This window comes from Comamonas sp. MYb69 (assembly GCF_037479315.1).
Taxonomy (GTDB): domain Bacteria; phylum Pseudomonadota; class Gammaproteobacteria; order Burkholderiales; family Burkholderiaceae_C; genus Comamonas.
The window spans coordinates 43,735-68,728 of the sequence record NZ_JBBGZG010000020.1 but is presented as its reverse complement, the minus strand read 5'-3'; the positions used below and the strand labels follow the sequence as shown (position 1 = coordinate 68,728).

The window sequence follows — 24,994 nt, the reverse complement described above, 5'->3', positions numbered from 1 at the left end:
GATAGTCTGCCATGGCTGGGCTTCTCCTGTACTGCGCCACCGCCCTGAAGTCCCGTTAAAGCGCTGTGTTTTCGCGTCAATCCATCGAGATCTTCGCCGCATCGACAATCGATTTCCAGTGCGCCGCATCGCGCGCGAGCAGCGGCTTGAACTCCGCCGGCGTCGAGCCCACGGGGATCAGGCCCATGTCCAGCAGGCGCTTGCTGATCTCGGGCATCTTGACGATGGCAGCCAGCTCATTGCCCAGCTTGTCCACAATCGGCTGCGGGGTGCTGGCGGGTACAAAGTAGCCAAACCAGCCATTGGCCTCAAAGCCGCTGTAGCCGGCCTCGGCCATCGTCGGCACATCGGGCAGCGCGGGGTGGCGCGGCGCGCCGGTCACCGCCAGGATGCTGACCTTGTCCGATTTGATATGTGGGTAGGCAGCGGCCGCATCGATAAAGGCCGACTCCAGCTGGCCGCCCAGCATGGCCGCCATCTCCGGGCCCGAGCCCTGGTAGGGGATGTGCACCATGTCGATGCCGGCCTTGAGCTTGAGCTGCTCGCCATGCAGGTGCGACGAGGTGGCATTGCCGTAGGAGCCGAAGTTGAGCTTGCCGGGTTGGGCCTTGGCCTTGGCGACAAACTGCTGCAGGCTGGTGATACCCGAGCTGCGCGGCACAAACACCAGGTCGGCCGACTTGACCGCCTGCGACACGGGTGCCAGGTCACTCAGCTGGTAGGGTACCTTCTTGTACAGCGCGGGGATCTGCACCAGCGCGGTGATGCCCAGCAGCACCGTGTAGCCGTCGCCCGGCGCCTTGGCCACCAGGTCGTTGCCCATCATGCCGCTGGCACCGGGCTTGTTGTCCACAATCACCGGCTGGCCCCAGCGCTGCGACAGCTGGGTGCCCATCAGGCGGGCAATGATGTCGGTGCCGCCCCCTGCCGGGTAGGGCACCACCAGGCGGATGGGCTTGCTGGGGTAGTTGTCGGCGGCCAGGGCGCTGCCGGTGGCAAGCACCAGGGCAGCGCAGGCGGCAGTGGTGAGCACACGGCCCAGGGCCGAGCGGCGGTTTTGCATGGTTTGTCTCCTTGTTGCTGGTTATGCCGCTGGCGCGCTCTGTGGCGTGCTCGGGGCGCTGGTCATGGTCAAAGCGTTCGGGCAATGATTTCCTTCATGATCTCGTCGCTGCCGCCGTAGATGCGGCCAATGCGGGCATCGGTCCAGGCCCGGCCGACCTGGTACTCGGTCATGTAGCCGTAGCCGCCGTGCAGCTGCAAAAATTCGTCAAGCAGCTTGTTTTGCAGCGCCGTCGCATTGAGCTTGACCATGGCCGCGCGGTCCGGTGTCAGCTCGCGCGTCAGGTGCAGGCGCATGCAGTCATCGACAAACACGCGCAGCATCGTCGCCTGGGCCTTGGCCTCGGCCAGCTTGAAGCGGGTGTTCTGGAACTCGAACACGGTCTGGCCAAAGGCCTTGCGCTCACGGGTGTAGTCCACGGTCTTCTGCAAAAAGGCCTCGATCGACATCGCAGCGCGCACCGCCACCACCAGGCGCTCCTGCGCCAGCTCGTGCATCAGGTACTTGAAGCCCATGTTCTCGTCGCCCAGCAGGTTGTCCACCGGTACGCGCACGTTGTCAAAGAACAGCTCCGAGGTGTCCTGCGCCATGAGGCCAATCTTTTCGAGCTTGCGGCCCTTGGCAAAGCCCGGGGTGCCCTCTTCCACCACGATCAGCGACACGCCCTTGGCCCCCAGATCCGGTGCCGTCTTGCAGACCACGACAACGATCTCGGCATTGATGCCGTTGGTGATGAAGGTCTTGGCGCCATTGATCACATAGTGGTCGCCGTCACGCTTGGCCGTGGTGCGCACCGATTTGAGGTCGCTGCCCGCGCCGGGCTCGGTCATCGCAATCGCGCCGATCATCTCGCCGGCCGCCATCTTGGGCAGCCAGCGGTCCTTTTGCGCGGTATTGCCATAGGCATGGATATAGGGCGCGACGATGTCCGAGTGCAGCGGAAAGCCCAGGCCGCTGGCACCCGTGCGGGCAATCTCTTCGATCAGCACCGCAGCATGGCCAAAGTCGCCACCGCTGCCATAGGGCTCGGGCAGCATGGTGTTCAAGAGGCCCTCGCGGCCGGCCTTGCGCCAGACCTCCTTGGGCACAATGCCATCGCGCTCCCACTGCGCATGGAAGGGCACGATCTCCTTGTCAAAGAAATGGCGGACGGCATCACGGAACTGCACATGGTCTTCGCGGAACACGCTGCGTTGGGTCAGGTCTTGCATGGTGGTCAAAGGGTGAAATGAAGAAAAATGAATGAGGGGCATCAGCCCTGGGCGCCGCTGCTACTGCGCAGGCCAAAACCCGCCTGCGGCGCCTCCTTGAAACGGTCCTTGAGCACGCGGCGCAGCAGCTTGCCCGTCTCCAGCCGAGGCAGGCTGGGCTCGAACACCAGGCGCTGGGGCCGCTTGACCTTGGACAGGCTGCCAGCGGCCTGGTCGACAATCGCGCGTGCCATGGCCTCGTCGGGCGCAAAGCCGGGCTTGAGCACCACGACGGCCAGGGTCTGCTCGCCAAAGTCCTCATCGGGCACGCCGACGACGGCCACCTCTTCCACGGCCGCATGCCGGGCCAGCGCGTTCTCGATCTCCTGCGGGTAGAGGTTGACCCCGCCCGACAAAATCAGATCGGCGCGCCGGTCGCTCAGGAACAGAAAACCTTCGGCATCGACATGGCCGATGTCGCCATAGGTGGCCCAGCCGCGCACATCGATGGCCTCGCGCGTCTTGCGCTCGTCATTGAGGTACTGGAAAGCGCCACCGCCCGAGAAATACACGCGGCCCACTTCGCCAACACCCAGCTCCTGGCCGTCGTCACCAACAATATGCAGCTGGCCGCTGATGGCCCGGCCGACCGAGCCCGGCCGTTCCCGCCACTGGGCCGAATCGATCAAGGTGGTGCCGCAGCCTTCGGAGCCGGCGTAGTACTCCAGCAAGATATCGCCCCACCAGTCCAGCATGCCTTGCTTGACTGCCAAGGGACAAGGCGCTGCCGCATGGATCGCCACGCGGTGGCTGTCCAGCCGGTAGCGGCGCTTGACCTCGTCAGGGAGCTTGAGCAGGCGCCCCAGCATCGTCGGCACCCACTGGCTGTGCGTGACCTGGTAGCGCTCGATCAGCGCCAGCGCCTGCTCGGGGTCAAAGCGGCTCATGATGATGGCCGAGCCGCCGACATCCAGGGTGCGCAGGCTGTAGCGCAAGGGCGCCGCATGGTAGAGCGGCGCGGGCGAGAGGTAGACGGCGTCTTCATCAAACCGCATGCTGCGCATCCAGGCGGCGACCTCGGGGTCGCGCTGCTGGCGGTAAGCCGCTGCGAGCAAGGGCTTTTTGATTCCCTTAGGCCGGCCGGTGGTGCCGCTGGAATAGAGCAGATCGCGGCCCAGTGGGCGCGTGGCCAGGTCGATCTGCGCGCCCTGGGGCACGGCGGCCAGCGCGTTGGCCAGGGGCGCCACACCGGGCGTATCGCCATCGACCGAATAGCAGGCCAGCGCCAGGCCCTGCACCGCCTCTTGCGCGGTAGGCCAGGTCTTGCTGGAGACCAGCAGCATCCGGGCGCCGCTGTCCTGGGCGATATAGGCCACCTCGGCGGCTGTCAGGTGCGTGCTGATGACGGCGGCATACAGGCCGGCCAGACGCGCGGCCAGCACCAGCTGCACAATCTCATAGCGGTTCTCCAGCAGCACCGCGATGGTCTCTTCGGCCTGCAGCCCCTGCTGCGCCAGCCACTGCGCCATCCGCTCTGCGCCCTGCGCTATCTCGCCTGCGGTGTAGCGCCGGCCAGTGTCGGCCTGCGTCAAAACCACCCGCTCGGGCTGGGCCTGGGCCCAGCTGAAGAAGTTGTGCATCTCCTCGGTCTCCGTGGTGCACAGGAGAGCGCTGCACGCAATCACCTGTGTTACATCTTTACTCTAATTTTGAATCAGTCGTCTCGAATTTCGAGATTTCACGGACAGTATCTGGTGTTTACTCGGAAATTTACTGCGGGTAAATACCAGTAGGTATTCGGTTTTTTGAAACCTATTATTAATTTAATGATCCACAAGTCTCATTAAATGATGAAAACACCCGTCATAGTCGATGCCATCCGCAGCCCCATGGCCCGGGCCAAGCCCGATGGCGCCCTGGCCGAACTCCACCCGGTCGACCTGCTCTCGCAGGTGCTGGAGCAGCTGGTGGCCCGCAACCAGCTCGACCCCGCAACCGTCGATGACGTGATCTGCGGCTGCGTCAGCCAGGCTGGCGAGCAGGCCGGCACGCCCGGGCGCCTGGCCTGGCTGGCCGCCGGCCTGCCCGCGCATGTGCCCTCGACCACCATCGACCGCAAGTGCGGCTCCAGCCAGCAGGCGGTGCACTTTGCGGCGCAGGCCATCATGTCCGGCACGCAGGACATCGTCATCGCCTGCGGGGTCGAATCGATGAGCCGGGTGCCGATGGGCAGCTCGCGCATGGGCAAGAACACCACCGGTGCCCGCTTTGACGAGCGCTATGCACCGGGCCTCGTGGGCCAGGGCGTGTCGGCCGATCTGGTGGCCGCCAAATGGGGCCTGTCGCGCAGCGATCTGGACGCCTATGCCGCCCGCTCGCACCAGCGCGCCCATGCCGCCCAAAGCAGCGGCGCGTTTGCACGCGAGATCGTGCCCATCCGCAGCCCGCTGGGCCTTGTCAGCGCCGATGAAACCATCCGCGCCAGCACTACGCCCGAGAAGCTCGCCGGGCTCAAGGCCGTGTTCGAGAACGAGGAACTCTCGGCCCGCTTCCCGCAGATCCAGTGGAGCACCACCGCCGGCAATGCCTCGCAGATGACCGATGGCGCCAGCGCCATGCTGATCATGAGCGAGGAGCGCGCCTTGCAACTGGGCCTGCGCCCACGCGCCCGCTTTGTGGCCTTCGATGTCGTAGGCGACGACCCGCTTTACATGCTGACCGCCCCCATCCCTGCGACCCAGCGCGTGCTGGCCAAGGCGCGCATGCAGCTGGCCGACATTGCGCACTACGAGATCAACGAGGCCTTTGCCTCGGTGCCGCTGGCCTGGCAAAAGGAGCTGGGCGCCGATGGCGAGCGCCTGAACCCGCGCGGCGGCGCCATTGCGCTGGGCCACCCGCTGGGCGCATCGGGCATCCGGCTGATGACCACGATGCTGCATGCGCTCGAAGACAGCGGCCAGCGCTATGGCCTGCAGTCGATGTGCGAAGCCGGAGGCATGGCCAACGCCACGATTATTGAGGTGCTGCGCTAAGCGCCTCAAGGCCCTCCGGGCTCCATCGGATTGAACGTTTGAACTGACAAGGATTGTTGAGATGCAATTGACTCAAGGAATGACCGCCCTCGTGACCGGCGGCGTATCGGGGCTGGGCGAAGCCAGCGCCGTGGCCCTCTTGGAGCGCGGCCTGAACGTGGTGGCGGTGGACCTGAACGAAGAGCGCGGCGCGGCGATGGAAAAGCAGTACGGCGGCCAGCTTAAGTTCATCAAGGCCGATGTGGCCGATGCCGAGCAGATGCAAAAGGCGGTGTCTGCCGCCCAGGCCTGGGGCCAGTTCCGTGCGCTGGTGCATTGCGCCGGCATTGGTGGCCCGGTGCGTTTGATCGAGAAGGACGGCAGCCCCGGCTCGCTGGAAAAGTACACGAACATCATCCGCATCAACCAGATCGGCACCTTCAACACCTTGCGCCTGTCGGCCGTGGCCATGGCGCAGAACGAGCCGGTCGAGGGCGAGCGCGGCGCCTGCGTGCTGACCGCGTCGGTCGCGGGCTATGAAGGCCAGATCGGCCAGATTCCCTATGCCTCGTCCAAGGCCGCCGTCATCGGCATGACCATCGTTGCCGCCCGCGATCTGGCCTCCAAGATGATCCGCGTCTGCACCATTGCCCCTGGCCTGTTCGACACCCCCATCCTCGCCAAGCTGCCCGAGAACGTGCGCCAGTCGCTGGCCGCCTCGGTCCCCAACCCGGCCCGCCTGGGCCGCCCGCCCGAGTACGCGATGACGGCGCTGCACATTCTGGAGAACCCGATGCTGAACGGCGAAACCATTCGCCTGGACGGCGCCATCCGCATGCAACCACGCTGAGGCACTAACACAGCCCTTGATACGTCGTTGCACGCCTTGTCGTACTTTTGTACTGCCTGCGGCTTTGCGCATCGTCGGGGGCGCTCAGCCTCAACCGCAAACCTTCGGTTTGCTGGGCTGTCTTAGCGCCTCAAAACCCCCTGCCCTGCAGCACCCTTTGAAAGGTCCCCATGTCTGGCTCTGAAACCGCAGAACTCCTGGTCGAAACCCGTGGCCCGGTGCTCATCATGCAGCTCAACCGCCCCCAGGCGCGCAATGCCGCCACCCTGGAGATGGCCGAGGCGATGGCCAGCGCGCTCGATGCGCTGGACAGCCAGCCGGAGCTCAGGGTGGGCATCATCACCGGCGCGGGCGGCAGCTTTTGCGCCGGCATGGACCTGAAAGGCTTTTTGCAGGGCAAGCGCCCCAGCCTGCCGGGGCGCGGCTTTTGCGGGCTGACGATGCGGCCGCCAGCCAAGCCACTGATCGCGGCGGTCGAAGGCTATGCGCTGGCTGGCGGCTTTGAGGTGGCGCTCGCCTGCGACCTGATCGTCGCCGCGCACGATGCCAAATTTGGCCTGCCCGAAGTCAAGCGGGGCCTGGCCGCATCGGCCGGTGGCCTGCTGCGTCTGCCCAAACGCCTGCCCTACCACGTGGCGATGGAATGCATTCTGACCGGCGATATGTTTGGCGCCGAGCGCTTTGCCCAGCTGGGCCTGGTCAACCGCCTGACCGAGCCCGGCGGCGCACTCGATGCCGCGCTGGCACTGGCCCAGACCATTGCCGCCAACGGCCCGCTGGCAGTCGCCGCGAGCAAGCAGGTGGCCAGCCAGTCGGGCGGATGGCCACTGGCGGAGATGTTCGACCGCCAGGCCGTCATCACCGCGCCGGTCTTCAGCTCGCAGGACGCGCGCGAAGGCGCAGCCGCCTTTGCGGAAAAACGCCCACCGGCCTGGAAAGGTGCCTGAACCCCGTCCAGCCCGGAACTCGTAGTTGCACAGCCCTTAGACGCGCCACAGAAGCGCGCAGCAGGAGACAAAACCATGCCACGTACCAGCCATCCACGCCAGCCCCTGCGGGCCTTGGCGGCCCTGGCGCTGCTCGCCAGCGCGCTCAGCGTCCATGCCGAGGCCCCCTGGCCCACACGCACCATCACCTTGATCGTGCCCGGCGCCGCAGGCGGGTCGACCGATATCCCGGCGCGCCTGCTGGCGCAAAAGCTGGGCCAGCGCCTGGGCCAGTCGGTGATCGTCGACAACAAGCCGGGCGCCGGGGGCAGCCTGGGCGCCAGCCTGGTCGCGCGCGCCCAGCCCGATGGCTACACCGTGCTGGTGGGCAACAGCGGCTCCAATGCCATCAACTACACGGCCTATAAAAAGCTCAGCTACAAGCCCGGCGACTTTGCCCCGCTGACCGACATGATCTCGTTTGCCAACGTGCTGGTCGTGCCCGCCAAGTCGCCGATCCAGAGCCTGGATGCGCTGGTGGCGGCGGCCAAGGCGCAGCCGGGCAAGCTGTCGTTCTCGTCCGCCGGTGTGGGCCAGACCACGCACCTGATGGGCGAGCTCTTCAAGGAGCGCACCGGCACCGACGTGGTCCACATCCCCTACAAGGGATCGGCCCCCGGCACCATGGCGATCGTGACCGGCGAGACCCAGTTCATGTTCGACAACATGACCGCCTCCCTGGTCCATATCAAGGACGGCAAGCTGCGCCCCTTGGCGGTGACTGGCGACCAGCGCGAGCCCAATCTGCCTGAGGTGCCGACGATGACCGAGCTGGGCATGCGCAACTTCAACCAGGTCGGTTGGATGGGCTTCTTCGTGCCCGCCAAGACCCCGCCCGAGGTGCAGAAAAAGCTGGCCGACAACCTGCAAGCCGTGCTGCAGGACCCCGACATCATGCGCCGCTACCGCGAGCTGGGCGGGCGCCCCGGCGGCATGCCGCAAGCCGGTTTTGCCAAGCTGGTGGCCGATGACCAGCAGACCTGGGGCGCGCTGATCCAAAGCCAGCAGCTGCAGCTGGATTGAGGCGAGCTGCCGATGCCTGACACCTCCACCTCCACCGCCTCCCCACGCCCTGCGCTGCCCTTCTACTGGCCCAAAGGGGTCTCGCGCGATCTGCGCGTGCCCCGCATCACGCTGGACGACAATCTGAGCGCCTCGGCCCAGCGCTACCCCGACAAGGCCGCCATCATCTACGCGGGCGCCAGCACCAGCTATGCCCAGCTGCTGGGCCAGGTGGAGGCGCTGGCCGGCTTCTTGCAGCAGTGCCTGCAGCTGGCACCGGGCCAGCGCGTGCTGCTGCAAAGCCAGAACTGCCCGCAGTTCGTCATCGCCTGCTATGCCATCTTCCGCGCCGGTGGCGTAGTGGTGCCGGTGAGCGCAATGACCACCGCCACCGAGCTGCGCTACTACGCCGACAACAGCGGCGCGCGCCTGGCCATCGTCGCCCAGGAGCTGCTGGCCAGCGCCCAGCCCTGTGTGGACGAAGGCCTGCTCGATGCGGTGGTCGTGCATGCCTACAGCGATGCGCTGCCCACCACGCCGCCGCCCGATGCCCTGCCCGAGGTGGTGACCGCGCCGCGTCTGCCGCTGCCCGCCGGCCCCTACCATGGCTTTGCCGCAGCACTGGCGCTGCAGCTGGCGCCTGGCCCGCGTGTGGCGAAGGCCGACATGCTGGCCACCATCCCCTATACCTCGGGCACCACCGGCCACCCCAAGGGCTGCATGCACAGCCACCATTCGGTGCTGGCGTCGCTCACTGGTTCGCGTCTGTGGCGCGGCTTCAATGACGACCTGGTGTTTCTGTCGGTCGCGCCGATGTTCCACATGCTGGGCACGCAGTACGGCATGAACATGCCCATTGCCGTGGGCGGCACCGTGGTGATGATGCCGCGCTGGGATGCGCTGCTGGCTGCCCGGCTGATCGAGCGCCACCAGGTCACCGCCTGGACCGCGCCGCCCAGCATGGTGATCGACCTGTTCAGCCAGGCCGCTGCCCATGGGCTGGACCTGTCGAGCCTGGCCATGCTGGCCGGTGGCGGCGCGGCTATGCCCGAGGCCGTCTCGCAGATGCTGGCCGAGCGCTATGGCCTGCACTACAGCGAAGGCTATGGCCTGACCGAGACCGCCGCCTTCTTGCACGCCAACCCGCCAGGCCACACCAAGCGCCAGTGCCTGGGCGTGCCCACCCAGGGCGTGCATTCGATGATCGTCGACCCCGAGACCCTGGAAGAGCTGCCAGCTGGCGAGGTGGGCGAGCTGGTCTCCAGCGGCGCGCAGGTGATGCAGGGCTACTGGCGCAATGACGAGGCCAACCGCGAGGCCTTTTTCGAGCGCCATGGCCGGCGCTACTTTCGCACCGGCGACCTGGCCTCGGTGGACGCGGATGGCTACTACTTCATGCGCGACCGCTTGAAACGCATGATCAATGCCAATGGCTACAAGGTCTGGCCCGCCGAGGTCGAGAACATGCTCTACAGCCACCCGGCCGTGCTGGAGGCCTGCGTGATCGCCGTGCCCGACGCCAAACGCGGCGAATCGGTCAAGGCCCTGGTGGTGCTGCGGCCCGGCGCGCAGAGCTCCGAGGACGAGATCATCGGCTGGAGCCGCGCGCAGATGGCCGCCTACAAGGTGCCGCGCGCGGTGGACTTTCTCGCCGCGCTGCCCAAATCCGCCACCGGCAAGATCCAGTGGCGCGCACTGCAGGAGGCGGCGCAGCAAGCCGCCGCCCCCTCCCTTTCTTTGTATACGGAACACCCATGAGCTCTTTCTCCTTTCGCCACCAGCATGTGTTTGTCGCAGGCGGCAGCAGTGGCATCAACCTGGGCATTGCCAAGGCCTTCGCCCGCGCGGGCGCGCATGTCGTGGTCATGAGCCGCTCGGCCGACAAGGTGGCCCAGGCCGCCGCCGAGCTGGAGGCACTGGGCGCGCAGGCGCTGGGCCTGAGCGCCGATGTGCGCGACCCGGCTGCCGTGCAGGCCGCGCTGGAGCAGGCCCATGCCCGCTTTGGCCCCATTGATGTACTGGTATCGGGCGCGGCGGGCAACTTCATTGCGCCGGCCAAGGATCTGTCGCCCAATGGCTTCAAGACCGTTGTCGACATCGACCTCAATGGCAGTTTCCATGTGCTGCGCCTGGCCTACCCGATGCTGCGCAAGCCCGGCGCCAGCGTCATCAATATCTCGGCACCGCAAGGCGTCAACCCGACCATGTACCAGGTCCATGCCTGCGCGGCCAAGGCCGGCATCGACATGATGACCAAGGTGCTGGCGCTGGAATGGGGCGAGGACGGCATCCGCGTCAACAGCATCTCGCCCGGCCCCATCGGCGATACCGAGGGCATGCGCCGCCTGGCGCCCACCGCCGATGCGCTGGAGCGCGCCGTCTCTACCGTGCCGCTGCTGCGCATGGGCAGCACCGATGACGTCGCCCACATGGCCCTGTTCCTGTCGTCCGAGCTGGCCAGCTATGTGACGGGCGCCATCATCCCGGTCGATGGCGGCGCCGCACTGCGCGGCGGGCGCGACATGCGTGCGTCCTACGTGCCCCGGAGCGCTGCATGAGCCAAAGCTACGAACGCATCATTTTTGAGCGCCAGGACGGCGTGGCCACCTTGCGCTTTAACTACCCGGCCAAGCGCAATGCCTTTGACCCACAGATGCGCGAGGAGATGGCCGAGGTGGTGCGCCTGGTGCAGACCGATGCCAGCCTGCGCGCGCTGGTGCTGACCGGCGTGGGCGAGCACTTTTGCTCGGGCGGTGACCTGGGCAATATTGCGGCATCGGGCCTGGACAATGCCGGCTGGCGCGCGCGGCTGTCCAGCCTGCACCACTGGCTCAAGGACCTGATGCTGCTGGACAAGCCGGTGATTGCGGCGGTGGACGGTGCCGCCTATGGTGCGGGCTTTAGCCTGGCGCTGGCGGCAGACTTCATCATTGCGTCCGACCGGGCGCGTTTTGCGATGTCGTTTATCCGCGTCGGCGTGGTGCCCGATTGCGCGGCGTTCTACACCTTGCCGCGCGTTGTTGGCGTGCAGCGTGCGCGGGAGCTGATGCTGTCGGGCCGCGAGGTCTCTGCCCATGAGGCCTTGCAGCTGGGCATTGCCAGCGAGCTGGTCGCCCCCGAGCAGCTGCAGGCACGGGCCCAGGCGATTGCGCACAGCTTTGTGGGCGCATCGCCGGTGGCGCTGAGCTTGATCAAACGCTCGCTGGCGATGGCGGCGAACGACTTGCCCGCGCTGCTGGAACAAGAGGCGAACGCCCAGGCGCTGGCGATGGGCACGGCCCAGCACCGCGAAGCCGTGCAGGCTTTTTTGAACAAGCAGCCTGCGCCTTTCCAGTGGCCTGCGCGAAGCTGAAAAATCCGGCTTATTCGTTGCTGGCGCTGCCGCGCGTTTTGGGCGGCTCCATCGCATTGCGGCGGCTCATCCCTGCCCGCCCGGCCTTGCTCCAGTCATAGTGCTCGCCATCGGGGGTGCGGCCGTCTTCCACGGCGGCCACCCCTATCTGGCCGACCATGTCGCGCAGCTCGGACGACATCACCACATGCGCATGGCGCGGATCGGCACGCAGGCGCTGGCATTGCGCCAGCGCCTCGCTCATCTGCTGGTCGCTATAGGCCAGGCACTGCGGCTGCCAGTCGGGCGGCACGCCCTCGGCATCCTCGGCGCTGTTGCGCAGGTAAAAAACCACGATGCCCATTGGCTGCTCCCTTCATCGGTGCCCAGCCAGACCTTGTCTGGGCAGGGCATTGTCGCACCTGGGAAGCTCAGCGGCGCCAGGCAGCGCTCGCATCCCCTGCCGTGACCTGCGCCAGCACGGCCTCGGTATGCGCGCCAGCGGCGCACATCGCCGGCGTGTCATAGGCCTGGCCGTCAAAGCGCGGTGCGGGCGCTGCCTGCAACACGCCGCCTTGCTCGTGGTAGACGCCACGCGCCTGCATATGCGGGTGGTCAGATGCCTCCAAGGGGCTCAGCACTGCGCCAAAGCAGACATCGCTGCCCTCGAACACCTGCTGCCAGTGTGCGCGCGGCTCGGTGATAAACAGCGCCTGCAGGCGTGCACGGCGGCGCGGCCACAGCGCCTTGTCCCATTGCGACTGGGGCGCGGCAAAGTCCGGGTCATCGGCCAGGCCCAGGGTCTGCAGCAGCAGCGCATAGAACTGCGGCTCGATGCTGCCAATGGTGATGTGCTCACCATCGGCGCAGACATAGGTCTCGTAGAACGGTGCGCTGTCGTGGATGCTCTGGCCGCGCACATCGGCCACGATGCCGCGCTGGCGGGCGCTGAGCGCCAGGTTCAGCATATGGGCGGCGCCATCGACAATCGCGGCATCCACCACGCAGCCCTTGCCGCTGCTGCGCGTCTGGATCACACCAGCGAGCAGGCCGGTCATCAGGTAGAGCGCGCCGCCGCCGATATCGCCCACCATCGCAAACGACGACACGGGCCGCGCATCGGCCGGGCTGCAGCCCCAGAGCGCACCCGAGACCGCTGCGTAGTTGTTGTCATGGCCGGCGCGCGGGGCCAGCGGGCCGGTCTGGCCCCAGCCGGTCATGCGGCCATAGACCAGCTTCGGGTTCAGCGCCTGGCATTCGGCCGGGCCCAAGCCCAGGCGCTCCATCACGCCGGGGCGCATGCCTTCGATCAGCACATCGGCCTCCTGCACCAGGGCCAACACCAAGGCCTTGCCCTCGGGGCTTTTCAGGTCGGCAAACACCGAGCGCTTGCCCCGGTTGAGCAGGTTGCCGGTGGGGGCTGCGCCCTTTTCCTCGCGCACGATGGAGATCACATCGGCGCCCAGGTCGGCCAGGTGCATCGCGCAGAACGGGCCCGGTCCCAGGCCGCCAATCTCCAGCACCTTGATGCCGTCCAATACTTTCATGCTTGTCTCCTGTGGTTGTTTTTTGCGATGCGATGCCCGCTCGGATCAGGACAGGCTGGAGGTGCCGATCAGCCCTTCGAGCGAGCGCACCAGGGTCACGAGGCGCGGGCCGATGTCGGTCTCCAGCTCGCGGCTCTTGGGGTTGTAGGTGGGGACCGAGGCGCCAAACACCCAGCGCTCGCCATCGATAGGCTGCGACAGCGGCACGGCGATCGACAGAATCTCGCGGTGCAGATCGCCATGGCTGCGGCAAAAGCCGTGCAAGGCCAGGTCCTGGCGCGCATCGTCCAGGCGCTCGCGCAGCAGCGCAGCACGCTCGGGCGCGCGGCCATCGAGTTCGTCCAGATAGGCCTGGCGCTCGGCTTCGCTCTGGCCCAGCAGGTAGGCGCGGCCAGTGGCAGTGCGCACCAAGGACACGGCCACGCCGATCTCTGGCGTGAAGACCTTGTTGTCCATGCCATTGGCCAGCTCGGCCAGCACCAGGCGCCGGCCTTCGCCGACGGCCAGCTGGATCTGGCCGCCCATGTAGTTGGCCAGCTCCTGCATCTGCGGGCGGGCAAACTGGCGCACCGTCATGCGCGAGAGCAGCGGCGAGGCCAGGTTCAGCACGCCAATGCCCAGCACGTATTTGGACAGGCGCTCCGAATAGCGCAGCAGGCCCAGCTCGCACAGGGTCTCGGTCAGGCGGAACAAGGTCGGTTTGGGCAAACCCGTCAGGTCCATCAGCTCTTTGCCACTGAGTTCTTGCTGCTTGTTGTTAAAGCACTGCAAAATACTGACGCCGCGCACCAAGGCGCTGACTAGTTTTCCATCCGCTTCAGAATTCATATTTCAGTATATAAGTTACTTATTACGAGACTAATGTCTCAATTTATGAAATTCTAATCGGGATTGATCCGCTATGGGCAGCTTGCATGCCCGCTTGCTGCCCCCAGCCGCCTACGTGGCGGTTATCTGCAACACTCCCACCGATGAGCCTGAACCAATACGGCATGCCCTCGCGCGTACCCGCCATTGCCGAAATCGGCCGCCTGCTGGCCGAGCAGCAGCTGTCTGCCGCTGAGCAGCAGCGGGCGCTGGATCTGCTGGTGCAAGACCATGCCGATCTGGACGAGGTCGAAAGCCAAGCCGCGCTCTGGGCGATTGCCCAGCTGGGGCGCAGCGAGGCCGCATGCGCAGCGCTGCTGGCCTGCGCCGATACCTGGTTGCACAGCGCCGAGCTGGCGTCCTCTTTTCTGGATGGCTATAGCCAGGTCTGCGGCAACCGCATCGTGCCCGCTGCAGCGCCGGCCTTTGCCCAGCTGCAGCAACTGGCGCAGTACGACGCTGAACTGGCCGCCCGCCTGCCTCTGTTTGAGAAAGCCCCTTGATGTCCCTGCTGACCACCACCGCCTTGTTTGTGCTGACGGCGATTGCCGAGATTGTGGGCTGCTACCTGCCCTATCTCTGGCTCAAGGACAAGGCGCCGGCCTGGGTGCTGTTGCCAGCGGCGCTGGCGCTGCTGGCCTTTGTCTGGCTGCTGAGCCTGCACCCGACCGCATCGGGCCGGGTCTATGCCGCGTATGGCGGGGTCTATGTGACGACGGCGATTGCCTGGCTGTGGCTGGTCGACGGCATCCGCCCCAGCAGCTGGGACATCGCCGGCGTGCTGCTGTGCCTGGCCGGCATGGGCGTGATCATGCTGGGCGCGGCGCAGCGTTAAACCTGCGCCTGCCTTGTTTTAGCCTTGGTTGGCAGCGCGGCGCGCCTGCACCGCTTGCGCCAGCTGGGCCAGCACCGGCACGGTCTGCTCCATGCTGATGCAGGCATCGGTGAGCGAGACGCCATAGGCCAGCGGCTGGCCTTCAACGATGTCCTGGCGGCCTTCGTGGATATGGCTCTCGATCATCACGCCGGTGATGCGGCGGTCGCCCCCTGCCACCTGCTGGGCCACATCGGCGGCCGCCTCGATCTGGCGGCGGTGCTGCTTGCTGCTGTTGGCATGCGACAGGTCGATCATCACCTGCTCGTGCAGGCCGGCCTTGGCCAGCACCTCGCAGGCGGCCTGCACATCGGCCGCGCTGTAGTTGGGCTGCTTGCCGCCGCGCAGGATGATGTGGCAGTCCTGGTTGCCCCGGGTCTCGAAGATGGCGCTCTGGCCCATCTTGGTCATGCCCATGAAGGCATGCTCGGACTGCGCCGCCAAAATCGCGTCGCTCGCCACCTTGACGCCGCCATCGGTGCCGTTCTTGAAGCCCACCGGGCAGGACAGGCCGCTGGCCAGCTGGCGGTGGCTCTGGCTCTCGGTGGTGCGCGCGCCAATGGCGCCCCAGCTGACCAGGTCGCTGATGAACTGCGGCGACAGCAGGTCCAGAAACTCGGTGCCGGCTGGCAGGCCCAGCGCCAGAATATCGAGCAGCAGGCGGCGCGCCAGCTCCAGCCCCTCGTTGACGGCAAAGCTGCCATCGAGGTGCGGGTCGTTGATATAGCCCTTCCAGCCCACCGTCGTGCGCGGCTTCTCAAAATACACGCGCATCACCACCAGCAGGTCATCCTTCAAAGCCTCGGCCTGCACCTTGAGCTGGCGGGCATAGTCCATCGCCAGGTCATGGTCGTGGATGGAGCAAGGGCCCACCACGACGACCAGGCGGTCGTCCTGGCCGTGCAGGATCTTGGAGATGGCCGCGCGGCTCGATTCCACCAGCTGGTAGGCCTCGTCGGTGATCGGCAGCCACTCCTCGAGCAGGGCGGGCGTGATCAGCGGCCGCACCACCTTGATGCGGGTGTCATCGATGCGGGTCTTGTCAACCGTGGAAAGCCGGGACGGGGACTTGCGAGGCACGGTGCCTGCAGCGGTAGAGGAATCGGTCATCCCGCTATTGTCGCAGGGCCTGCAAACACGTTCACAGGCCTAAGGCATCCCCGCTGCAGCCGCCCGCAGGCCATTAGGAAGAGGACAGCTTCATCAGTACCAGACCGCTGACGATCAGCAAGGCCGCTACCACACGCATCGGCGTCAGCGCCTCGCCCAGCACGGTGATGCCCACGATAAAGGCACCCACGGCGCCAATGCCCGTCCAGATGGTGTAGGCCGTGCCCAGCGGCAGGCTGCGCATCGCGACCGACAGCAGGCCAAAGCTGGCGATCATCGCCACCAGCGTGATCGCGCTGTATTTGATGTTAGTAAAACCATGGGACTGCTTCATCGTGAACGCCCACACCACCTCCAGCACACCGGCAACCAGCAAATACACCCAGGCCATATCGAACTCCTTGAACAAACGGAATATTGGAATGGCCAGGCCGTCCTGGCGGAGGTGCGCGCCGCTGCTGCAGCGCCATGCAGGGCCGTCCCTGCGCAATGGGTCCCATGATAGCGATGCGCGCCCAGACGGGCTGCACAGGCCGCGCATCGCCCGCCAGGCCATGGGTGGTTGGGGCGCAACAGTTGAAGCCGCGTCCGCCCTGTGCTGGCGCGGGCGCTCAGGCCAGCGCTTGGGCCTCGGCAGGCTCCATCTGCAGCAGGTTGCCCACGGTGGCGCCATAGTAGGTGGCCACCCTTTTGCGCTGCTTGAGCACCGCCTTGTCCTTGCTCACCAGCAAGGCCTGGTGCTGGCTGGCCAGGTCCAGAAAATGCTGGTCGTCCGGGTCGGTGCAGCTAAAGCGGATCTTGGGCGCGGCATCGACATACTGCACGGCCGCATCGAAGGCGGCCATCACACCCTCGGGTGTCTTGCCGTAGAAGCTCACGCGCGGAGCGATCTGGCTGTAGTGCAGCACGCGTTCGAGCTCGATGCGCTGGGCCTCATCGGCAATCCAGCGCAGCGCGCCTTGGGCCACCAGCGTGCGGATCGGCGGGATATGCGGGTCATCAAAGATCAGCATGTCGAGCACCACATTGGTGTCCAGCACCACCGGCCGGGGCAGTGGTCCAGTGTAGCCTTCATTGCACGATGGCCACTTGAGCACCACCTTCATGGTTGACCGCCTGGCGCGGGCTGCTCTCCCCGGGGCTTGAGCGCCCCCTTGATCATGTCAAAGCGGAACAAGCGGCACTCGATGGGGCCATTCCACATGGGGGTGCGGCGCGATTCCTTGAGGCGCATCTTGCCGGGCAGTTTAAGGTCAGGCGTCAGCATCCAGGCGCTCCAGCCGCTGTAGTTCTTTTTCCAGTGGCTGGCCAGCTGGGTGAAGAACTCGCCGCCATCTTCGGTCTGCGCCGTCTCGCGCCCTGCGCGCTCGACATGGCCCATGCGCTCGGCCGCATTGCGGCCCGCAGAGCCCGCCGCCGCGATACGCTCGCCGTACGGCGGGTTGAGCAGCATCATGCCGGGCTGCTCGCAGGGGGGCATGCGCTGCAACGCATCGCCGCCGCGCAGCTCGATGGTCTCGGCCACACCGGCGCGCTCGGCATTGCGCTGGGCAAAATCGACCATGCGGAACGAGATGTCCGAGCCATAGATGCCCACGGGGCTCTGGGGCAGGATCTGGCGCTCGGCCTCGTCCAGCATCGCTTCCCAGACATGGCGCTGGAAGGGCACGAGCTTTTCAAACGCAAAGCGGCGCAGAATGCCGGCCGGGATCTTGCGCGCGATCTGGGCCGCTTCAATCAGCACCGTGCCGCTGCCGCAGCAGGGGTCGTAGAGCGGCTGCGGGTCGTCACCGTGCGGGTCCCAGCCGCTCGCGGCAATCATCGCCGCGGCCAGCGTTTCCTTGAGCGGCGCATCGCCCTTGTCCTCGCGCCAGCCGCGCTTGAACAGCGCCTCGCCCGAGGTGTCGATATAGATGGTGGCGCCATCGGTGGTCAGGTGCAGGTGCACGCGCACATCGGGGTGGTGCGTCTCCACACTGGGGCGCACGCCGTGGCGCCGCTCGCGGAAGCGGTCGGCAATCGCATCCTTGACGCGCAGCGCGGCAAAGTTCAGGCTGGTCAGCGGGCTGTGCTGGGAGGTGACCTCGATCTTGAAGGTCTCCTTGGGCGAGAACCAGATCTCCCAGGCCACCTCGCTGGCGGCGCGGTAAAGGTCGTTCTCGTTGCGGTACATGCTGTGCGAGAGCTCGACCAGCACGCGCTGGGCCAGGCGGCTGTGCAGGTTCAGCAGCAGCGCATCGCGCCACATGCCGCGCAGCATGACGCCGCCGCGCGCCACCAGGAGGTCCTGGCCGCTGGCGCCGGTGATGGCATGGACTTCGTCCGCCAAAAGGCCCTCGACGCCGGCGGCGCAGGGCAAAAACAAATGCAGTTGGTTCATAAGCAGGGGGGCAAGCATACGCGCTTGCCCCATTGTCTGCCAAGCGCACGGGAATGTGGACTGTGCCAGTGGCATTCGCCAGCCCGGCTCCCATAGCGCAGGCGTAACGGGTGGCTGGCTGCTATAGTCTGGCCCCAGAGCGGGCCGCAGCCCTCGGTGCAGCCGCCCTTCCCCTCCATCACTCAGAGAGAATGCGGATGCCCTACCTCGGAGCCGGCGTACACGTCATCATTGCGCTGTTTTTTGCGGTCCACGCCGTGCGCAGCGGCCAGAACAACTACTGGCTGTTTGTGCTGCTGGCCTTCCCCTTCCTGGGCAGCGTGGTGTATTTCTTTGCCATCTACCTGCCCAACTCGCGCCTGCAGCGCCATGCCCGCAGCCTGGCGAGCAATGCCGTCAAGGCGCTGGACCCGACCCGCGAAGTGCGCGAAGCCCAGGCCGCCTACGACTACAGCCCCACCGCGCAGAACCAGATCCGCCTGGCCCAGGCCCTGCTGGCCAATGGCCAGGCCGAGCAGGCCTTTGGCCACTTCGAGGCCAGCATGAAGGGCCCGTTTGCCAACGACCTCGATATCCGCTGGGGCGCCGCGCAAGCGGCCTACCAGGCCGGCCATCCGCAGCAGGCGCTGCAGCAGCTGCGCGTGATTGCCCAGGCCGATGTGCATTTCCGCGCCGAGGCCGTGGGCCTGCTGGTGGCCAAGGCCTATGCCCAGCTGGGCGACCAGGCGATGGCGCGCAAGAGCTTTGACTTTGCGCGCCAGCACTCGGGCAGCTTTGATGTGATGGCCGAATACGCGATCTGGGCCGCAGGCCAAGGCGACTGGCAGACCGCCAATGCGCTGCAGGCCGAGCTGAACAAGGCGATGACGCACTGGAGCGGCCAGCAGCGCCAGCTCAACCGCGAGATGCTGCAGCGCCTCAAGACCGCCTTTGCCGCCCAGCCCAGGTAAGCCCACCCGGCCTGCCGTTGACAAAACCGCAATAGGCCTGCTGGCAGCAGGCCATCCCACCGCCCCGCAGCCCTTGCCGCGCGCCAGTTTGCGCTTGCGCAGACCGCCGCCACAGCGCAGTCGCTAAAATCGCTGTCTATGGCAAAAATCATCGTTCTGGCCCTGGTGCTGCTTTTCTTTGGCTGCGGCCTCTACATGCACCTGCGCGGCAAGGTGCGGCACAAGCTGCTGCGCCAGCTGTTTGACCACTCCACCTTCACGGCGCCGTTCAATGTGTTCATGCTGATGTTCAGCAAGGTACCGCGCACGCCCTACCTGCCCACCAGCACCTTCCCCGACCTGGCCCCCTTGCAGGCCCACTGGCGCGAGATCCGCGAAGAGGCCATCGGCCTGCACCAGGCCATGCAGATCAAGGCGGCGGCCAACAACGACGATGCGGGCTTCAACTCCTTCTTCAAGACCGGCTGGAAGCGCTTCTACCTGAAGTGGTATGGCCAGGCCCACCCATCTGCGATGGAGCTCTGCCCCAAGACCACGGCGCTGGTGCAGTCCATCCCCGGCATCAAGGCGGCCATGTTTGCCGAGCTGCCGCCCGGCGCCAAGCTCAACCTGCACCGCGACCCCTATGCCGGCTCGCTGCGCTACCACCTGGCTGTGCTGGCGCCCAATGACGACCGCTGCATGATCGAGGTCGATGGCACGCCCTACAGCTGGCGCGAGGGCGAAGGCGTGATCTTTGACGAGACCTTCATGCACTGGGCCGAGAACCGCTCCGAAGGCAACCGCATCGTGCTGTTCTGCGATGTCGAGCGCCCGATGACCAATGGCTTTGCACAGTGGCTCAACCGCTGGCTGGGCACGCATGTGGTGGCTGCTGCCAGCTCGCCCAACAACGAAGGCGATCCGCGCGGCTTCATCAGCCGCATCTTCAAGATCTCGTTCTACATGGGCCAGTACCGCCGCCGCTTCAAGGCCTGGAACAAGACGGCCTACAAGTTCACCAAGTTCGGCCTGATGCTCGCCGCTCTGGCCTTGTTCATCTGGTGGCTGTGGCCGAAGTAAATCGGCAGCTTCCACAAGCGAAAACCGCAGTGCCCAGGCAGCTGCGGTTTTTTTATGGTGGCTGAGACTTTGGCTACAGCGCCTTGCGCAAGCTGGCGGGCGGGATGCGCATGGCCTCGCGGTACTTGGCCACCGTGCGGCGCGCGCATTCAATGCCCTGGGCCTGCAGCAGATCGGCGATCTTTGCATCCGACAGCGGCTTCTTGGCGCTTTCCTCATCCAGCAGCTGCTTGATCAGCGCCTTGACGGCCGTGCTCGACGCACTGCCCCCGGTCTCGGTGCCCAGGCCCGAGCCAAAGAAGTACTTGAGCTCAAACGTGCCCTGCGGCGTGGCCATGTACTTGGCCGTGGTCACGCGGCTGATGGTGGATTCGTGCAGGCCCAGCTCATCGGCAATCTCGCGCAGCACCATGGGGCGCATCGCCAGCTCGCCATGCACAAAGAAATTGCGCTGGCGTTCGACGATGGCCTGCGAGACGCGCAAGATGGTGTCAAAGCGCTGCTGGATGTTCTTGATGAACCAGCGCGCCTCCTGCAGCCGCTGCTGCAGCGCGCCATGGCCTTCGCTGCCCTTGTGGCTGCGCAAGGCATTGGCGTAGACATCCTGCACGCGCAGGCGCGGCATCACCTCGGCATTGAGCTGCACGCTGAAACCGGGCACCGGCAGGCCGCGCTCATTGCTGGGTCGCACGATGACATCGGGGATGATGGTGTTGCGGTCCACATCGGCATAGGGCCGGCCGGGGCGGGGTTCGAGCTTGGCGATCAGCGCCAGCGCGCTGCGCACCGCCGCCTCGTTGCAACCGGTCAGCTGCACCAGCTTGCGCACATCACGGCGCGCCAGCAGATCAAGGGACTCCTGGCAGACCAGCAAGGCGGTCTCCAGCGCCAGCGCATCGGCCTCGGGCGTGTCCGAGCCCTCTTCATCCAACAGGCGCTGCTGGGCCTTGATCTGCAGCTGCATGCACTCGGACAGGTTGCGCGCGCCCACACCAATCGGATCCAGGCTTTGCAGCAAGCGCAGCGCCACGGTCAGGTGGTGCAGCAGCGCCTCGTAGCGCTCGGGGTCCGAAGCATCGCCAAAGCTTTGCGCGAGCTCGGCCAGCGTTTCTTCGAGGTAGCCGTCGTCGTTCAGCGATTCGATCAGAAAGTAGAGCGCGGCCCGGTCTTCCTGGCACAGGCGCAGCGACAAGGCCTGGCGGTGCAGCACATCCTGCAGGCTCAGGTGCTCGCTGCGCCGGTCGGACATCGGCGTCTCGTCGTCGTCATCGCCTGCGCTGGAGCGGGCGGGCAGATCGCCGCCCCACTCTTCCCAGTCCGATGCCGAATCGCCGGTAGCGGCCTCGGCATCGACGCCGGTTTCCTTGCCCGCAGCAAAATCCAGCGGCAGGTCGGAGGTTCCGGGCTCGAAATCGCTGCTGTTGCTGGTGTCGGCGCTGGCAGCAGTATCGGCAGCCTTGTCGGCTGCTTCTGCAGCTTCGGCAGATTCAGCGGCTTCTTTACCGGCTTCGGCCTCGGGGGCCTCATCGCCCTCGCGCTCCAGAAACGGGTTTTCGTCGAGCATCTGCTCGACTTCCTGCGTCAGCTCCTGCGTGGACAGCTGCAGCAGGCGGATCGACTGCTGCAGCTGGGGCGTCAGGGTCAGGTTCTGCGATACGCGCAGCGACAGCGACGGCATCATGGCTGCGCCTTTGCAGCGGCTGCGGCAGTTGGCAACAGATCAGCCCTACCGGGCCCGCAGCGCAGGTCGGTAGCTTGGCTGGCACGCCCGCCAAGGCGTGCGGTGTCACATACGGAAATGTTCACCCAGATACACCCTCCGGACCTCTGCGTTCTCCACAATCTCTTGCGGCGTCCCGGCGGCCAGCACCTTGCCATCGCTGATGATGCAGGCATGGTCACAGATACCCAGGGTTTCGCGCACATTGTGGTCGGTGATCAGCACACCAATGCCGCGCTCCTTGAGGAAGGCGACAATGCGCTGGATCTCGATCACGGCGATGGGGTCGATGCCGGCGAAGGGCTCATCGAGCAAGATGAAACGGGGCTGGGTGGCCAGCGCACGGGCGATCTCGACGCGGCGGCGCTCGCCCCCGGACAGCGCCACCGACGGTGACTCGCGCAGGTGCTCGACCCGCAGCTCCTGCAGCAGCGCGGTGAGCTGGCGCTCGACCTCGGCACGCGAGAGCGGCTTGCCATGCTCATCCTTTTGCAGCTCCAGCACGGCGCGCACATTGTCCTGCACGCTGAGCTTGCGAAAGATCGAGGCTTCCTGCGGCAGGTAGGACAGGCCCAGCTGCGAGCGCTGGTGGATCGGCATATTGGCTACCGACTGCCCATCGATGCGGATATCCCCGCCATCGCTGCGTACCAGGCCCACGATCATGTAGAACGAGGTGGTCTTGCCCGCGCCATTAGGGCCGAGCAAACCCACCACTTCGCCCTTGCGCACCGACAGCGATACATCCTTGACCACCTTGCGGCTGCCGTAGGACTTCTCCAGGTGCAAGACCTCCAGCTGGCTGCGGTGGTCGCTGTTGGCGACCCGGGCATTGACGGAAATGGTCGACGAGTTTTCTGCCACGGTTACTTGGCTCCGTCGTTCAGTTGGGTGCTGGGGCGCAATGGCGTCTTGTCATCGGCAGCGGGCTTGGCCGGGGCGCTGGCCTTGTCGTCCGCCTTGCCGTCGGCCTTGGGCGTCAGGATCACGCGCACGCGGTCCTTCTTGGGCGCGCCGGGCTTGGGATCGGCCGCCGCCTGGGCACCCTTCTGGCCGGAGACAGTGAAGGTGTCGCTCAGGTTGTTGTAGACGATCAGCGGGCCACTGACCTGGTCGGTCAACGTGGTCTCGCGGTAGCGGCGCAGCTCGCCGCGGCGCTCAAAGTGCACGGTGTCGTCGCGGCCGTTATAGGTGATGACCTCGCCTTCGCCTTCGACGAACTCGTCGGGCGCGCCAGGGGCGGAATCCCGCTTTTGGCGGAAGAACGCGAGCTTGCCCGGCGCAGCGGTGACCACGCCGTGCTGGAAGCCGTCGCGGTCCTGGCTCACGGTCAGCTGCGCGCCACGGATGATGATGGTGCCCTTGGTCACCACCACATTGCCCGTGAAGACACTGGTCTGCTTGAGTTCATCGTGGCGGCCATCGTCCGCCTCGATGTTCATGGGCTTGGTGCGGTCTGCACGCTCGGCGTGCGACAGCAGCGGCACGGCCAGGGCCACTGCCACCAACAAAGTGTTAAAAATACGGTGTCTCATAAGGCATGAATCTTGCTCTGCCCCATTGTAGCCATGCTGGAGCGTTGGGCCGTTTTTGGCACAAAAAAGCCCGCGCGTGCGGGCTTTGTCTAAAGCGTTGGGGAGGCCGCTCAGCCTTGTGCCGCCAGGAACTCTACCACTTGCAGCACGTTGCTCATCGAGCCGGCACGGGTGCCGTCGGTGTAGTACTTGCCCGCCACGCCCAGCGATGGAACGCCTTCGACGCCGTAGGACTCTTGCAGCTGGGTGGCCTTGCGCACCTGGCCTGCGACGCTGAAGGAGTTGTAGGCTTCCTTGAACTTGGCCAGGTCCACGCCGTTCTTGTCCATCCAGGCAAAGATCTCGTCGTCCTTGTTCAGGCGTTGGCGCTCCACGTGGATGGCACGGAAAACCTTGACATGCACGTCAGGGATCAGGCCCATCGACTCCAGCGCAAAGTAGATCTTTTGCTGGGGCACAAAGGTGTTGTTGAAGGCCACGGGCACGCGGCGGATCTGCAGGTTCTTGGGGGCAGTCTTGGCCCAGGCTTCAAACTGCGGCTCGAAGGCATTGCAGTGGGGGCAGCTGTACCAGAAGAATTCGATCACCTCGACCTTGCCAGCGGGCGCATCGGGGGTGACGGGCTTGGCCAGCTTCAGGTAGTCCTTGCCTTCCTTGAACTTGGCCTGTGCGTTGGCGCCAGTAGCGAAAGGCAGGCTCAGCGCGGAAGCGGCAGTAGCGGAAGCCGCCAAAGTGGAAAACTCACGACGTTTCATGTTTTGTTAACTCCAGTGACAAGTTGCGGTTAGGAGTGTCCTGCACCGCCAAAAGTTCAACGCTGTACGCGGACGATTTGCGCATCCACGCCGGCGCCATCGAGCTTGCCTTTGAGGCCATCGGCATCATCGCGCTTGTTGAATGGGCCCACGCGCACCCGGTAAACCGTGCGGCCATTGACTTCGCGCTCGCTCACACGCGCTTCCCAGCCCATCATCGCCAGCTTGGCGCGTTGTGCATCGCCATCGGACTGGCTGCGAAAAGCGCCTGCCTGCACAAAGTACTGGAAGCCGTCGGTGCCATCGGCACTGCGCGACTTGGCCAGATCGCCCAGCGGATCGGCGCCCTGGCCGGCCTTGGGGTCGAGCTTGGCAACCTGGGTCTTGTCCGCTGGCTTGTCGGCGGGCTTGGCTGGATCGGGCAGCACCACCTCGGGCTTGGCGGGCTTGTTTTCCACCGGCGGGGTGGCGTTGTCAGCCACGGTGCGCGGCGGCTCTGGCACCACCACGCCCTGCGCGGCCGGCGCCACAGCCGCTGGCGCTCGCGCGGGGTTCTTGCCATAGAGCGGCGAGTTCGGGTCCCAGTTCTGGTTGCGCTGCGCCTCGGCCTTGTCCTTGGCCTCGCCCTTGACGCCACCTTTGTTGACAAACGGCACCGGCACATTGGTGACGTACACGGCCACGGCCAAGGCCGCGCCCACGCCCACCAGCAGCCCCAGGATCAGGCCCAGGATGGTTCCACCACGTTGATGTCGTCGCAT

At 65.9% G+C, this 24,994-nt stretch carries 26 protein-coding genes; 11 read left to right on the top strand and 15 right to left on the bottom strand.

Annotated features, from left to right (window positions below; genetic code table 11):
* Positions 1-76: 76 nt before the first annotated feature.
* The 3 genes from WH303_RS22155 to WH303_RS22145 all read right to left on the bottom strand — a co-directional run bounded on the left by WH303_RS22155 (position 77) and on the right by WH303_RS22145 (position 3,893).
* A complete protein-coding gene (locus WH303_RS22155; RefSeq protein WP_339521123.1) occupies positions 77-1,063 on the bottom strand; it encodes a Bug family tripartite tricarboxylate transporter substrate binding protein in 987 nt (328 codons plus the stop codon).
* Between the two features lie 68 nt (positions 1,064-1,131).
* Positions 1,132-2,274 (bottom strand): acyl-CoA dehydrogenase family protein, encoded by a 1,143-nt coding sequence (locus tag WH303_RS22150; protein ID WP_339521122.1) that lies wholly within the window; start codon positions 2,272-2,274, stop codon positions 1,132-1,134.
* 41 nt (positions 2,275-2,315) lie between these two features.
* On the bottom strand, positions 2,316-3,893 hold the full coding sequence (locus tag WH303_RS22145) for an AMP-binding protein (protein WP_339521121.1): 1,578 nt from the start codon (positions 3,891-3,893) through the stop codon (positions 2,316-2,318).
* 210 nt (positions 3,894-4,103) lie between these two features.
* On the opposite strand from WH303_RS22145, the gene WH303_RS22140 reads away from it, so the two are divergent.
* The 7 genes from WH303_RS22140 (at position 4,104) to WH303_RS22110 (ending at position 11,454) form a co-directional block, all read left to right on the top strand.
* Complete coding sequence (locus tag WH303_RS22140; protein ID WP_339521142.1) at positions 4,104-5,285, top strand: thiolase family protein; 1,182 nt, start codon at positions 4,104-4,106, stop codon at positions 5,283-5,285.
* A 61-nt stretch (positions 5,286-5,346) separates the two neighbouring features.
* Positions 5,347-6,114 carry an SDR family NAD(P)-dependent oxidoreductase gene (locus WH303_RS22135; RefSeq protein WP_339521120.1) on the top strand — a complete coding sequence of 256 codons (768 nt, stop codon included), beginning with the start codon at positions 5,347-5,349 and terminating at the stop codon, positions 6,112-6,114.
* Positions 6,115-6,284: 170 nt separating this feature from the next.
* Positions 6,285-7,061: a crotonase/enoyl-CoA hydratase family protein gene (locus WH303_RS22130; RefSeq protein WP_339521119.1), complete on the top strand. Its 777-nt coding sequence runs from the start codon at positions 6,285-6,287 to the stop codon at positions 7,059-7,061.
* Between the two features lie 75 nt (positions 7,062-7,136).
* Positions 7,137-8,123, top strand: coding sequence for a Bug family tripartite tricarboxylate transporter substrate binding protein (locus tag WH303_RS22125; protein WP_339521118.1), 987 nt, complete (start codon positions 7,137-7,139; stop codon positions 8,121-8,123).
* A 12-nt stretch (positions 8,124-8,135) separates the two neighbouring features.
* Positions 8,136-9,860 (top strand): long-chain-fatty-acid--CoA ligase, encoded by a 1,725-nt coding sequence (locus tag WH303_RS22120; protein WP_339521117.1) that lies wholly within the window; start codon positions 8,136-8,138, stop codon positions 9,858-9,860.
* Positions 9,857-10,660: an SDR family oxidoreductase gene (locus tag WH303_RS22115; protein WP_133855895.1), complete on the top strand. Its 804-nt coding sequence runs from the start codon at positions 9,857-9,859 to the stop codon at positions 10,658-10,660. The genes WH303_RS22120 and WH303_RS22115 overlap by 4 nt, the downstream gene beginning before the upstream one ends.
* Entirely contained in the window at positions 10,657-11,454 is a 798-nt protein-coding gene (locus WH303_RS22110; RefSeq protein ID WP_339521116.1) for an enoyl-CoA hydratase/isomerase family protein, read from the top strand. Before WH303_RS22115 ends, WH303_RS22110 begins: the two co-directional genes overlap by 4 nt.
* 10 nt (positions 11,455-11,464) lie before the next feature.
* Here WH303_RS22110 and WH303_RS22105 read toward each other — a convergent pair whose 3' ends face one another.
* From WH303_RS22105 to WH303_RS22095, 3 genes are all read right to left on the bottom strand, one after another.
* Positions 11,465-11,797 carry a hypothetical protein gene (locus WH303_RS22105; protein ID WP_339521115.1) on the bottom strand — a complete coding sequence of 111 codons (333 nt, stop codon included), beginning with the start codon at positions 11,795-11,797 and terminating at the stop codon, positions 11,465-11,467.
* A gap of 67 nt (positions 11,798-11,864) precedes the next feature.
* The gene (locus WH303_RS22100; protein ID WP_339521114.1) at positions 11,865-12,980 is read right to left on the bottom strand and encodes a CaiB/BaiF CoA transferase family protein; all 1,116 of its coding nucleotides are present in this window, start codon (positions 12,978-12,980) and stop codon (positions 11,865-11,867) included.
* 45 nt (positions 12,981-13,025) lie between these two features.
* On the bottom strand, positions 13,026-13,808 hold the full coding sequence (locus tag WH303_RS22095) for an IclR family transcriptional regulator (RefSeq protein WP_116926261.1): 783 nt from the start codon (positions 13,806-13,808) through the stop codon (positions 13,026-13,028).
* Positions 13,809-13,951: 143 nt separating this feature from the next.
* Between WH303_RS22095 and WH303_RS22090 the strand changes: the two genes are divergently transcribed.
* On the top strand, positions 13,952-14,350 hold the full coding sequence (locus WH303_RS22090; protein ID WP_339521113.1) for a hypothetical protein: 399 nt from the start codon (positions 13,952-13,954) through the stop codon (positions 14,348-14,350).
* Positions 14,350-14,682 carry a YnfA family protein gene (locus WH303_RS22085; RefSeq protein WP_021025043.1) on the top strand — a complete coding sequence of 111 codons (333 nt, stop codon included), beginning with the start codon at positions 14,350-14,352 and terminating at the stop codon, positions 14,680-14,682. The genes WH303_RS22090 and WH303_RS22085 overlap by 1 nt, the downstream gene beginning before the upstream one ends.
* A gap of 18 nt (positions 14,683-14,700) precedes the next feature.
* Here WH303_RS22085 and WH303_RS22080 read toward each other — a convergent pair whose 3' ends face one another.
* The 4 genes from WH303_RS22080 to WH303_RS22065 form a co-directional block, all read right to left on the bottom strand.
* Positions 14,701-15,831: a 3-deoxy-7-phosphoheptulonate synthase gene (locus WH303_RS22080; RefSeq protein ID WP_339521112.1), complete on the bottom strand. Its 1,131-nt coding sequence runs from the start codon at positions 15,829-15,831 to the stop codon at positions 14,701-14,703.
* A 73-nt stretch (positions 15,832-15,904) separates the two neighbouring features.
* A complete protein-coding gene (locus WH303_RS22075; protein ID WP_027010449.1) occupies positions 15,905-16,222 on the bottom strand; it encodes a DMT family transporter in 318 nt (105 codons plus the stop codon).
* Positions 16,223-16,442: 220 nt separating this feature from the next.
* Positions 16,443-16,937: a putative toxin-antitoxin system toxin component, PIN family gene (locus tag WH303_RS22070; protein WP_339521111.1), complete on the bottom strand. Its 495-nt coding sequence runs from the start codon at positions 16,935-16,937 to the stop codon at positions 16,443-16,445.
* Positions 16,934-18,211, bottom strand: a complete 1,278-nt coding sequence (locus WH303_RS22065; protein WP_312986201.1) for a THUMP domain-containing class I SAM-dependent RNA methyltransferase — start codon at positions 18,209-18,211, stop codon at positions 16,934-16,936. Before WH303_RS22065 ends, WH303_RS22070 begins: the two co-directional genes overlap by 4 nt.
* A gap of 197 nt (positions 18,212-18,408) precedes the next feature.
* On the opposite strand from WH303_RS22065, the gene WH303_RS22060 reads away from it, so the two are divergent.
* Together WH303_RS22060 and WH303_RS22055 are read left to right on the top strand one after the other, a co-directional pair.
* The gene (locus WH303_RS22060) at positions 18,409-19,161 is read left to right on the top strand and encodes a hypothetical protein (protein WP_021025048.1); all 753 of its coding nucleotides are present in this window, start codon (positions 18,409-18,411) and stop codon (positions 19,159-19,161) included.
* A 147-nt stretch (positions 19,162-19,308) separates the two neighbouring features.
* Positions 19,309-20,223, top strand: a complete 915-nt coding sequence (locus WH303_RS22055; protein WP_027010450.1) for an aspartyl/asparaginyl beta-hydroxylase domain-containing protein — start codon at positions 19,309-19,311, stop codon at positions 20,221-20,223.
* A 73-nt stretch (positions 20,224-20,296) separates the two neighbouring features.
* Here WH303_RS22055 and WH303_RS22050 read toward each other — a convergent pair whose 3' ends face one another.
* The 5 genes from WH303_RS22050 to WH303_RS22030 form a co-directional block, all read right to left on the bottom strand.
* Positions 20,297-21,904, bottom strand: coding sequence for an RNA polymerase factor sigma-54 (locus WH303_RS22050; RefSeq protein WP_339521110.1), 1,608 nt, complete (start codon positions 21,902-21,904; stop codon positions 20,297-20,299).
* Between the two features lie 105 nt (positions 21,905-22,009).
* Entirely contained in the window at positions 22,010-22,786 is a 777-nt protein-coding gene (gene lptB, locus WH303_RS22045) for an LPS export ABC transporter ATP-binding protein (protein ID WP_116926389.1), read from the bottom strand.
* Between the two features lie 23 nt (positions 22,787-22,809).
* Positions 22,810-23,478 (bottom strand): lipopolysaccharide transport periplasmic protein LptA, encoded by a 669-nt coding sequence (gene lptA, locus WH303_RS22040; RefSeq protein ID WP_021025052.1) that lies wholly within the window; start codon positions 23,476-23,478, stop codon positions 22,810-22,812.
* 110 nt (positions 23,479-23,588) lie between these two features.
* The gene (locus tag WH303_RS22035) at positions 23,589-24,233 is read right to left on the bottom strand and encodes a thiol:disulfide interchange protein DsbA/DsbL (protein ID WP_021025053.1); all 645 of its coding nucleotides are present in this window, start codon (positions 24,231-24,233) and stop codon (positions 23,589-23,591) included.
* 56 nt (positions 24,234-24,289) lie between these two features.
* Positions 24,290-24,994: an SPOR domain-containing protein gene (locus WH303_RS22030; protein WP_021025054.1), complete on the bottom strand. Its 705-nt coding sequence runs from the start codon at positions 24,992-24,994 to the stop codon at positions 24,290-24,292.

Excerpts from the sequence above, each read along its gene's own strand:
- WH303_RS22100 (WP_339521114.1), bottom strand. The coding sequence starts at position 12,980 with ATGAAAGTATTGGACGGCATCAAGGTGCTGGAGATTGGCGGCCTGGGA.
- WH303_RS22140 (WP_339521142.1), top strand. The coding sequence starts at position 4,104 with ATGAAAACACCCGTCATAGTCGATGCCATCCGCAGCCCCATGGCCCGG.
- WH303_RS22030 (WP_021025054.1), bottom strand. The coding sequence starts at position 24,994 with ATGCGACGACATCAACGTGGTGGAACCATCCTGGGCCTGATCCTGGGG.
- WH303_RS22035 (WP_021025053.1), bottom strand. The coding sequence starts at position 24,233 with ATGAAACGTCGTGAGTTTTCCACTTTGGCGGCTTCCGCTACTGCCGCT.
- WH303_RS22050 (WP_339521110.1), bottom strand. The coding sequence starts at position 21,904 with ATGATGCCGTCGCTGTCGCTGCGCGTATCGCAGAACCTGACCCTGACG.
- WH303_RS22125 (WP_339521118.1), top strand. The coding sequence starts at position 7,137 with ATGCCACGTACCAGCCATCCACGCCAGCCCCTGCGGGCCTTGGCGGCC.
- WH303_RS22135 (WP_339521120.1), top strand. The coding sequence starts at position 5,347 with ATGCAATTGACTCAAGGAATGACCGCCCTCGTGACCGGCGGCGTATCG.
- WH303_RS22130 (WP_339521119.1), top strand. The coding sequence starts at position 6,285 with ATGTCTGGCTCTGAAACCGCAGAACTCCTGGTCGAAACCCGTGGCCCG.
- lptA (WP_021025052.1), bottom strand. The coding sequence starts at position 23,478 with ATGAGACACCGTATTTTTAACACTTTGTTGGTGGCAGTGGCCCTGGCC.
- WH303_RS22150 (WP_339521122.1), bottom strand. The coding sequence starts at position 2,274 with ATGCAAGACCTGACCCAACGCAGCGTGTTCCGCGAAGACCATGTGCAG.
- WH303_RS22145 (WP_339521121.1), bottom strand. The coding sequence starts at position 3,893 with ATGCACAACTTCTTCAGCTGGGCCCAGGCCCAGCCCGAGCGGGTGGTT.
- WH303_RS22070 (WP_339521111.1), bottom strand. The coding sequence starts at position 16,937 with ATGAAGGTGGTGCTCAAGTGGCCATCGTGCAATGAAGGCTACACTGGA.
- WH303_RS22075 (WP_027010449.1), bottom strand. The coding sequence starts at position 16,222 with ATGGCCTGGGTGTATTTGCTGGTTGCCGGTGTGCTGGAGGTGGTGTGG.
- WH303_RS22105 (WP_339521115.1), bottom strand. The coding sequence starts at position 11,797 with ATGGGCATCGTGGTTTTTTACCTGCGCAACAGCGCCGAGGATGCCGAG.
- WH303_RS22110 (WP_339521116.1), top strand. The coding sequence starts at position 10,657 with ATGAGCCAAAGCTACGAACGCATCATTTTTGAGCGCCAGGACGGCGTG.
- WH303_RS22120 (WP_339521117.1), top strand. The coding sequence starts at position 8,136 with ATGCCTGACACCTCCACCTCCACCGCCTCCCCACGCCCTGCGCTGCCC.
- WH303_RS22155 (WP_339521123.1), bottom strand. The coding sequence starts at position 1,063 with ATGCAAAACCGCCGCTCGGCCCTGGGCCGTGTGCTCACCACTGCCGCC.
- WH303_RS22060 (WP_021025048.1), top strand. The coding sequence starts at position 18,409 with ATGCCCTACCTCGGAGCCGGCGTACACGTCATCATTGCGCTGTTTTTT.
- WH303_RS22095 (WP_116926261.1), bottom strand. The coding sequence starts at position 13,808 with ATGAATTCTGAAGCGGATGGAAAACTAGTCAGCGCCTTGGTGCGCGGC.
- WH303_RS22065 (WP_312986201.1), bottom strand. The coding sequence starts at position 18,211 with ATGAACCAACTGCATTTGTTTTTGCCCTGCGCCGCCGGCGTCGAGGGC.
- WH303_RS22090 (WP_339521113.1), top strand. The coding sequence starts at position 13,952 with ATGAGCCTGAACCAATACGGCATGCCCTCGCGCGTACCCGCCATTGCC.
- WH303_RS22115 (WP_133855895.1), top strand. The coding sequence starts at position 9,857 with ATGAGCTCTTTCTCCTTTCGCCACCAGCATGTGTTTGTCGCAGGCGGC.
- WH303_RS22085 (WP_021025043.1), top strand. The coding sequence starts at position 14,350 with ATGTCCCTGCTGACCACCACCGCCTTGTTTGTGCTGACGGCGATTGCC.
- WH303_RS22080 (WP_339521112.1), bottom strand. The coding sequence starts at position 15,831 with ATGACCGATTCCTCTACCGCTGCAGGCACCGTGCCTCGCAAGTCCCCG.